The organism is Kitasatospora sp. NPDC057692, assembly GCF_042799475.1.
In the GTDB taxonomy this organism is placed as follows: Bacteria; Actinomycetota; Actinomycetes; order Streptomycetales; family Streptomycetaceae; genus Kitasatospora.
Window position 1 is genome coordinate 34,836 of sequence record NZ_JBHVIV010000016.1, and the last position, 8,794, is coordinate 43,629.

Below are 8,794 nucleotides of genomic sequence, written 5' to 3' on the forward strand. Positions count from 1 at the left end.
TCTGAGCGTGCGGCTGTTCCCATGCCGGCCACCCGATGGGCAGGGTGGTCGGCATGAGACTTCTCCTGCTGGGTGGTACGGAGTTCGTGGGGCGGGCCGTCGCCGAGGCGGCGCTGGAACGGGGTTGGGAGGTCACGGTCTTCCACCGGGGGACGCACGCCGCGCCGTCCGGGACGCGGGTCCTGCACGGGGACCGCACGGCCGAGGGCGGACTGGCGGCCCTCGCCGAGGGGGAGTGGGACGCGGTGGTGGACACCTGGTCCGCCGCCCCGTCGGCGGTGCGCGACAGCGCCCGCCTGCTGGCCGGCCGGGTCGGCCGCTACGGGTACGTGTCCAGCCGGTCGGTGTACGCCTATCCGACCCCGGCCGGGGCCGACGAGAGCGCCCCGGTCGTGGCCGGCTCTCCGGACGACGGCGAGGTGCCCTACGCCGAGGCCAAGCGCGGCGGCGAGCTGGCGGTGCTGGACGCCTTCGGCGACCGGGCGCTGCTGGTCCGCGCCGGGCTTATCGTCGGACGGTACGAGAACATCGGTCGACTGCCCTGGTGGCTCAACCGGATCGCCCGCGGCGGCCCGGTGCTCGCCCCCGGCCCGCGCGAGCTCGCCCTCCAGTTCATCGACGTCCGCGACCTCGCCGACTGGACCCTGGACGCCCTCGCGGCCGGCCTCGGCGGCCCGTACGACCTGGTCGCCCCGCCCGGCCACAGCAGCACGGGCGAGCTGCTGGAGGCCTGTGCGGCGGTCACCGGCTCGGACGCCGAACTGCGCTGGACGGCTCCGGAGGCGATCGCCGCCGCCGGGATCGAGCCGTGGAGCCGGCTGCCGTTCTGGGTCCCGCCGGGCGAGCTCCACGACACCATGCACGGGGCGTCCGTCGGCAAGGCGGTGGCCGCCGGACTGCGCTGCCGGCCGACGGCCGAGACGGTCGCCGACACCTGGGCCTGGCTGCGGTCCATCGGCGGCGTCGCGCCGCAGCGCCCGGACCGGCCGGCGGTCGGGCTGGACCCGGAGACGGAGGCCGAGGTGCTGGCCGGCTGAGTACCGTGCCCGCCGCGGGGCCGGGACGACGCGCCCCGGCCCCCGCCTCAGCCCCGGCCGTCGATCAGCTCGCCGTAGGCCTGCACCAGGTCCGGCAGCCGCAGCGTGGCGAGGTCCTCCCGGCCGGGCGGCTCGCGCAGCAGGGTGAGCCGCAGGTCGCGGTAGGCGCAGGACTTCTCGTACAGGGTGCGGATGAACCGGCCGTTGCCGAGCTCGTCGATCCAGCCCTCGCGGACCACGTGGGTGCAGATCGAGGCCAGCTCCTCGGCGGCGTCCTCGTCCCAGCCGTCGCCGTCCTGCCCGGCGAGCGCGGCGCCGATCGCGGTCAGCTCGCCGGGGCGGTAGCTGGGGAAGTCGACCCGGGTGGTGAAGCGGGAGTTGAGGCCGGGGTTGGCGGCCAGCAGCCGGTTCATGCCCTCGGGGTAGCCGGCCAGGATCACCACCAGCCGGTCCCGGTTGTCCTCGGCGCGCTTGAGCAGCACCTGGAGCGCCTCGTCGCCGTACGCGTCGCCCTTGCTGTAGCCGGAGTTGGAGAGGCTGTAGGCCTCGTCGATGAAGAGCACGCCGTCCAGCGCGGAGTCGATCAGCTCGTTCGCCTTGACGGCCGTCTGGCCGAGGAACTCGCCGACCAGGTCCGCTCGTTGGGCCTCCACCAGATGGTCGCCGGAGAGCAGGCCGAGGGCGTGGAACACCCGGCCGAGGATCCGTGCGACGGTGGTCTTGCCGGTTCCGGAGGGCCCGGAGAAGACGAAGTGGCGCTTGGGCGGCTGAACCGGCAGGCCCTGTTCGGCGCGCAGCCGGGCCATCCGCAGCTGCGCGGAGAGCGCCCGGACCTGCCGCTTCACCGGCTCCAGGCCGACCATGAGCGAGAGTTCGGCCAGCGCGGCGTCCAACTCGGCCTGGTCGCCCTCACGTTCGAGCGCCGGATAGGTGTTGGCCGCGCGGGGGAGGACGGCCTCGCCGCGGGCCGGCGCGGGCGCGGTCGGGGAGACGGCGGCGGGTTGCGGCGCCGTGGAGCCGGAGCGTCCGCCGGTGGCCAGCGGGGGCGGTGCGCCGCCCCCGCCGGATCTGTTGTCGGTGCCCGCGCCCGGTCCGGCGCCGGTGGGCACGACCGGGAAGCCGTCCTCGTCCGGCGCGGCGCCGTCCGGCACCGCCCCGTCCGTGAAAGCCCCGTCCGTGAACGCCCCGTCCGCCCCGTCCGTGAACGGCTCGTCGAGGACCGGTCCGCCGAAGGGGTCCAGGCCGCCGAGGGGGTCCGGGAGTCCGGGGGAGCCGGCCGGATCCGCCCCGGCCTGATCGGCGCCGGGCGTCTCGAAGTCCGGCAGGTCCAGCAGCGCGGCGTCCAGCGCGTCCTCCTCCGCTCCGCCGCCCCGCCCCGCCTCCCGGCCGCCGGCGCCGGCGGCGTCCAGCAGGGTGTCGGCGACGGCGTCCTCGGCCGAGATCGCCGCGAGCCGGGCCGCGGTGTCCATGAACGCCGGGTCGGCCCGGTGCACCGCCCGGTAGAGGGGTAACGCGGCCGCGCTGCGCCCGGCGCCCTCGTAGGCCCGCCCCAGCCAGTACCGCAGCTCCTTGCGCTGCGGCTGCTCGGAGCGGCAGCGGGCGAGCGAGGCGGCGAGCGGGGCCTGGGCCTGGGCGCACATGTCCAGCCGGACCCGCGCCATGCCGGCGAAGAGCCCGGCCTCGATGCCGAGCAGGGCGTCGTCGAGCAGCCGGTCGGTGTCCCGGATCAGCTGCTCCCAGTCCTTGAGCAGATAGGAGCGGCAGGCGTGCAGGAAGCGCGCCGACGGGTCCTCTGCGGGGGCCGGGCACTGCTCCAACGCCTGGTCCAGCTCGGTGAGGTGACGGCCGTCCAGCCAGTGCGAGGCGTGCGCGAGGGTGAGGTCGCGCGGGGTCTCCAGCACCGGCTGCACCCACCAGCCGAGCCAGTACCAGGAGCTGAGCGGGCGGGCGTGCCGCTGCCGCTGCTCACCGAACCGCTTGCGGTGGCGGTACATCGCCAGCAGCGCGCCGGAGGTGTCGCTGCGCAGGGCGTGCAGGCCGAGCCAGGCGTCGGCCATGCCGGGGTCGAGCCGCACGGCGGCCCGGAACTCCTCCTCGGCGCGGCTGTACGCCCCGGCCGTGTAGGCGTCCATGGCACGCAGCCAGGCGCGGTCGGCGAGCCGGTTCGGTGCCGGGCCGCCCGCGCTGCTGCTCTGGGAACTCTCCGTCGTCACTCAACGCCCCCCGCGGTGTGGCTCGGGGCCCGGCCGGTGCGGCGGTGTCGCGGACCCCGCCGGTGGTCGTCTGCCCCCGGGGCGCATATGCGCCTGCCAGGAATCGTACCGGCGACACGCTGATCCGGAAGGGTGCCGCACGATGTCAAAAGCGATCGGGCGGACGGCCGTTGACGGGTGGCCGGACCGGGGGAGGGGTGATCGGACGGCATCCCCGGCTCACGGGGGAACAAGCCGGGGATACCGGGTCCGAGGCTGCGGAACCAGTGGTTCCGGCAACGAATGAGAACCTAATTCCCGGCGACGCCGCAGGTCAAGATGGTTGTTGAAGATTCACCGACGGTGCTCGGCGCGATCCGCCCGGTCACCCCGTCGACCACCGTGCCGGCGTGCGGACGGCTCGGGTCGGCGGCGAAATGCGCCGATTCGGCGAGCGCCCAGCCGGCCCAGAACTCCGCCAGCCCCGGCCCGTCGCGCTCCTCGCCGCGCCGCCGGGCCGCGGCCGCGTCCAGCTCCATCCACACCAGCCGGCTCAGCCACGGCCGCACCGCGCGCCGCCCGGCGCCCACCCCCTCGACCAGCACCACCGGTGCGAGCGGCACCGCGGCCGTCCCCGCGAACCGGCGCAGCGTCCAGTCGTACACCCGGTACCGCGCGTCCCGCCCCGCCGCCAGCGGCTCCAGCACCTGCGTGCGCAGCCGTCCGGTCCAGCCGAACGGCTCCTCGTGCGTCGCCAGGTCGTCCAGGTGCACCACCGGGGCGCCGCCCAGCGCGGCCGACAGCCGGCCGGCGAAGGTCGTCTTGCCCGAGCCCGCGTGCCCGTCCACCGCCACCAGCCGCACCGGGCCGCAGGACGGCGCCAGCGCCCGCAGCTCGGCGGCGAGCGCGCCGAGCGTGTCCCGGGCGCCGCGGGCGCCGACGGTCTGGGGCCCCACTACCGGGGCGGCGGAAGTCTTGGAAGCAGCCACAACGTCAACCCTACGGGGGGCCGTACGCCGATACGGACAGTGATCCGGTGCAGGTCGTGACGGCAGCGCCTCGATCGGGCATACTCGCATCGCCGAGCATGTGAACGGCCGTTCACCGCGATCCGGTGCCGGCCGGGCCGAGCTGCCACACCCCGCGCGGGCCCGACCACACCCGGGGGGCCCGGCGCACGACCGAGGAGGCGACCAGCCACCATGACCACCTCCCCCGCGAAGGCCGTCGACCGCCAGCTGCCCAGCGACGAGGCCCGCGAGCTCCTGAGCCTCACCCGGGACCTCGTCCAGCGCGAGCTGCAGCCGCGCGCCGCGGAGGACGAGGCCGCCGGCCGGTTCCCGCGCGAGGTCTTCCGCACGCTCGGCGAGGCGGGCCTGCTCTCGCTCCCCTACGAGGAGCGCTACGGCGGCGGCGAGCAGCCGTACGAGGTCTACCTGCAGGTGCTGGAGGAGCTGGCGGCCGGCTGGCTCGCCATCGGCCTCGGCGTCAGCGTGCACACCCTCTCCTGCCACGCCCTCGCCACCTTCGGCACCGACGAGCAGCGCGACCGCTGGCTGCCCGGCATGCTCTCCGGCGAGCAGCTCGGCGCCTACTGCCTCTCCGAGCCGCAGTCCGGCTCCGACGCCGCCGCCCTGCGCACCCGCGCCGACCTGGACGGCGAGGAGTACGTGGTGAGCGGCACCAAGGCCTGGATCACCCACGGGGGCCGGGCCGACTTCTACAGCGCGCTGGTGCGCACCGGCGAGGAGGGTGCGCGCGGCATCAGCTGCCTGCTGGTGCCCGGCGACCAGCCCGGCCTCTCGGCCGCCCCGCCGGAGCAGAAGATGGGCATGAAGTCCTCGCCGACCGCCCAGCTGCACTTCGACGGCGCCCGGGTCTCCCGCGACCGGCTGGTCGGCACCGAGGGCCAGGGCTTCCAGATCGCGCTCGCCGCGCTGGACTCCGGCCGGCTCGGGATCGCCGCCTGCGCGATAGGGGTCGCCCAGGCCGCGCTCGACCTCGCCGTGGACTACGCGGGCACCCGCCGCCAGTTCGGGCGCCCGATCGCCGACTTCCAGGGCCTGTCGTTCATGCTCGCCGACATGGCCACCCAGATCGAGGCCGGCCGCTCGCTCTACCTGGCCGCCGCCCGCCGCCGCGACGCCGGCCTGGCGTTCTCCAAGGAGGCGGCGATGGCCAAGCTGTTCTGCACCGACGCCGCGATGCGGGTGGCCACCGACGCCGTCCAGGTGCTCGGCGGCTACGGCTACACCCAGGACTTCCCGGCCGAGCGCTACATGCGCGAGGCCAAGGTGCTGCAGATCGTCGAGGGCACCAACCAGATCCAGCGCCTGGTGATCGGCCGCCACCTCACCAAGGCCTGAGCCCCGGGCCCCGGCGGCGGGCCGGGTCCCGACCCCCGACCGGCCGCCCCCGGCTCCGCGAGGAGCCGCGCGGGGCGGTCCGGAACGGCCCCCGGGCGTCACTCCAGGGTGCGGAGCGACGCCCGGGGGCCGTTCTGTCGTGCCGTCAGCAGCCCTGCGGCGCGCGGGGGTTCAGCGCCTGGGCTCGGCTGCGGGGCTCAACGTCGGGGCTCGGCCGCGGGGTTCAGCGCCGCGAGAAGCGGCCGCGCTGCTCCGGGATGGCCGGCGCGGGGGCCGAGCGGACCGGGCGGTGCACCAGCGCGTGCGAGAACGGCTGGGTGCGCCAGTCGTGCTCGCCCGGCAGCGCCATCAGCGCGTCCAGGGCGGCGGACCCGGCCTCCTCCTCGCTCTCCACCTCGACCAGGTCGTCCGTCGGCGCGCCCGAACCGGGGCAGAGCGCGGGCGAGAAGGGGTGCCAGGGCCGCGGCAGGACGGCGTGCTGCGGCAGCCGCTCCTCGTCGCCCACGAGGGCGATCGGGCGCCGGCACGACGGGCAGTGCACCCGGACGATCTCCCAGGCGTCGGCCTCGCCCGGATCCAGCCCCGGCTCGGTCTCGTAGGGGACCGCGAGGTCCTCGCGGTCGGTCGTATCGTGGGCGTCGTCCGCGCCCGTCGGGCGCTGGTCGGTAACGCGCATGGTGATCCCCCTTGGATCGGGCCCGGCGTGGTCGCCCGGGGCCACAACCAGCACTTCCCGCCGAAACGGACTCATAACCCTGCGGTTCGGCGCACTGTGATGCACCGGGTGTGTCCTTCGCCACATTCGTCCGGCATGTGCCCGTGCGGCACCCCGGGGCGCGCCGGGTGACGCTCCGCGCTCCCTTCCCCGGCCCCGCGTGCGCCCCGGGGACCGGAGGCCGTGCGCCCCCCGCGGCGCGATCCGCACGCCCCCGGAGGGGGTAGGTTTGCGCCTTGTGGAGGATCTCGACCAACGCATCGTCCAGCTGCTCCTCCAGGACGGCCGGATGAGCTACACGGACCTGGGCAAGGCCACCGGCCTGTCCACCTCGGCGGTGCACCAGCGGGTGCGCCGGCTGGAGCAGCGCGGGGTGATCCGCGGCTACACCGCGATCGTCGACCCGGACGCCGTCGACCTGGCGCTCACCGCCTTCATCTCGGTCAAACCCTTCGACCCCAGCGCCCCGGACGACACACCAGAGCGGCTGGCCGACCTGCCCGAGATCGAGGCCTGCCACAGCGTCGCGGGCGACGAGAACTACATCCTCAAGGTCCGCGTCGGCGCCCCCGGCGACCTGGAGGACCTGCTGGCGCGCATCCGCAGCGCCGCCGGCGTCTCCACCCGCACCACCGTCGTCCTGTCCACCCCCTACGAGGCGCGACCCCCGAAGCTCTGACCGGCCCGCGCGGGGGTGCAGACTAGGCCGCATGACCGAACGCACCCTCCCTCCTGGCCCGCCCTCGGGCAGGAGGGGCCCCCGAACCGTCCTGCTGCGCGGCGGCGCCGTCTACAGCCCCGCCGACCCCTTCGCCACCGCCATGCTCGTCGAGGGCGAGCACGTCGCCTGGGTAGGCAGCGACGGCGCCGCCGAGGCGTACGCGCAGACCGCCGACGAGATCGTCGAGCTGGACGGCGCCCTGGTCACCCCCGCCTTCGTCGACGCCCATGTGCACGCCACCTCCACCGGCCTCGCGCTGACCGGCCTCGACCTCACCGGCACCCCCTCGCTGGCCGCCGCGCTGGCCGCGCTCACCGCCTTCGCCGCCGCCCAGGAGCACCCCGGAGGCGTGCTGATCGGCCACGGCTGGGACGAGACCGGCTGGCCGGAGGGCCGCCCGCCCACGCTCGCCGAGCTGGACGCCGCGGCCGGGGGCGCCGCCGTCTACCTCTCCCGCACCGACGTGCACTCCGCCCTCGCCACCAGCGCCCTGCGCGCGCTGACCGAGGGCCTCGCCGGGCAGCCCGGCTTCCACGCCGACGGCCCGCTCACCCGCGACGCCCACCACGCCGTGCGGCGCACCGCGCTCGCCCGCCTCACCCCCGGGCAGCGCCGCGCCGCCCAGCGCGCCGCCCTGGCCCGCGCCGCCGAGCTCGGCATCGGCGCCCTGCACGAGTGCGCCGGGCCCGAGATCTCCTCCGAGGAGGACCTCACCGCCCTGCTGGAGCTGGCCGCCGAGGGCGAGGGCCCCGAGGTCTTCGGCTACTGGGGCGAGCTGAGCGGGCGCGGCGGCGTCGAGACCGCCCGCCGGCTCGGCGCGGTCGGCGCGGGCGGGGACCTCTTCGTCGACGGCGCGCTCGGCTCGCACACCGCCTGCCTGCACCGCGACTACACCGACGCCCCGCACACCGGCACCGCCTACCTGACCGCCGCCCAGGTCGCCGACCACGTCGCGGCCTGCACCGAGGCTGGCCTGCAGGCCGGGTTCCACGCGATCGGCGACGCCGCGGTCGCCGCCGTCGTCGAGGGCGTCCGCGCCGCCGGCGCCCGGGTCGGCGCCGACCGGGTCCGCGCGCTGCGCCACCGGGTCGAGCACGCCGAGGCGCTGGACGACAAGACCGTCGCCGCCTTCGCCGAGCTCGGCCTGACGGCCTCCGTGCAGCCCGCCTTCGACGCCGCCTGGGGCGGCCCGGACGGCATGTACGTCCAGCGGCTCGGCGCCGAGCGGGCCGCCGCGCTCAACCCCTTCGCGGCCCTGCTGCGCTCCGGCGTCCCGCTGGCCTTCGGCTCGGACGCCCCGGTCACCCCGCTCGACCCCTGGGGCACCGTCCGGGCCGCCGCCTTCCACCGCACGCCCGAGCACCGGATCTCGGTGCGCGCCGCGTTCACCGCCCACACCCGCGGCGGCTGGCGGGCGATCGGCCGCGACCAGGACGGCGTGCTCGTCCCCGGCGCGGTCGCCAGCTTCGCCGTCTGGGCCGCGGGCGACCTGGTCGTCCAGGCCCCGGACGACCGGGTGGCCGGCTGGTCCACCGACCCGCGCTCCGGCACCCCGGGCCTGCCCGACCTCACCCCCGGCGAGCCGCTGCCCACCTGCCTGCGCACCGTGGTCCGCGGCCGCACCGTCCACCTGGCGGCCGCCGGGTAGCGCGGAGCACCGCGGTGGGGGGGGGGGGCGGGCGCGCCCCCCCCCCCCCCGCCCGCCCCACCCGCACCGCCCGGGGGGGGGGGCGGGGGGCGGAGAGGGGGGGCGGGCGCCCAGC

At 76.6% G+C, this 8,794-nt stretch carries 7 protein-coding genes; 4 read left to right on the top strand and 3 right to left on the bottom strand.

The window, feature by feature from the left end; all coding sequences use genetic code 11:
* The first annotated feature begins 53 nt into the window (after positions 1-53).
* Entirely contained in the window at positions 54-1,037 is a 984-nt protein-coding gene (locus tag ACFVFS_RS12285) for an NAD-dependent epimerase/dehydratase family protein (protein ID WP_380623039.1), read from the top strand.
* A 47-nt stretch (positions 1,038-1,084) separates the two neighbouring features.
* Here ACFVFS_RS12285 and ACFVFS_RS12290 read toward each other — a convergent pair whose 3' ends face one another.
* Both ACFVFS_RS12290 and ACFVFS_RS12295 read right to left on the bottom strand, forming a co-directional pair.
* The gene (locus ACFVFS_RS12290; protein WP_380623164.1) at positions 1,085-3,169 is read right to left on the bottom strand and encodes an AAA family ATPase; all 2,085 of its coding nucleotides are present in this window, start codon (positions 3,167-3,169) and stop codon (positions 1,085-1,087) included.
* Between the two features lie 371 nt (positions 3,170-3,540).
* Positions 3,541-4,185, bottom strand: coding sequence for a uridine kinase (locus ACFVFS_RS12295; RefSeq protein ID WP_380623166.1), 645 nt, complete (start codon positions 4,183-4,185; stop codon positions 3,541-3,543).
* A gap of 246 nt (positions 4,186-4,431) precedes the next feature.
* Between ACFVFS_RS12295 and ACFVFS_RS12300 the strand changes: the two genes are divergently transcribed.
* A complete protein-coding gene (locus ACFVFS_RS12300) occupies positions 4,432-5,595 on the top strand; it encodes an acyl-CoA dehydrogenase family protein (protein ID WP_380623041.1) in 1,164 nt (387 codons plus the stop codon).
* 223 nt (positions 5,596-5,818) lie between these two features.
* On the opposite strand, the gene ACFVFS_RS12305 is transcribed toward ACFVFS_RS12300, so the two are convergent.
* Positions 5,819-6,271, bottom strand: a complete 453-nt coding sequence (locus ACFVFS_RS12305; RefSeq protein WP_380623043.1) for a hypothetical protein — start codon at positions 6,269-6,271, stop codon at positions 5,819-5,821.
* 277 nt (positions 6,272-6,548) lie between these two features.
* On the opposite strand from ACFVFS_RS12305, the gene ACFVFS_RS12310 reads away from it, so the two are divergent.
* Positions 6,549-6,989, top strand: coding sequence for an Lrp/AsnC family transcriptional regulator (locus ACFVFS_RS12310; protein ID WP_350541033.1), 441 nt, complete (start codon positions 6,549-6,551; stop codon positions 6,987-6,989).
* A gap of 31 nt (positions 6,990-7,020) precedes the next feature.
* The gene (locus ACFVFS_RS12315; protein ID WP_380623045.1) at positions 7,021-8,679 is read left to right on the top strand and encodes an amidohydrolase; all 1,659 of its coding nucleotides are present in this window, start codon (positions 7,021-7,023) and stop codon (positions 8,677-8,679) included.
* The last annotated feature ends 115 nt before the right edge of the window (positions 8,680-8,794 follow it).

Coding starts and splice junctions, on each gene's coding strand:
- ACFVFS_RS12315 (WP_380623045.1), top strand. CDS start 7,021: ATGACCGAACGCACCCTCCCTCCTGGCCCGCCCTCGGGCAGGAGGGGC.
- ACFVFS_RS12300 (WP_380623041.1), top strand. CDS start 4,432: ATGACCACCTCCCCCGCGAAGGCCGTCGACCGCCAGCTGCCCAGCGAC.
- ACFVFS_RS12285 (WP_380623039.1), top strand. CDS start 54: ATGAGACTTCTCCTGCTGGGTGGTACGGAGTTCGTGGGGCGGGCCGTC.
- ACFVFS_RS12305 (WP_380623043.1), bottom strand. CDS start 6,271: ATGCGCGTTACCGACCAGCGCCCGACGGGCGCGGACGACGCCCACGAT.
- ACFVFS_RS12290 (WP_380623164.1), bottom strand. CDS start 3,169: ATGGACGCCTACACGGCCGGGGCGTACAGCCGCGCCGAGGAGGAGTTC.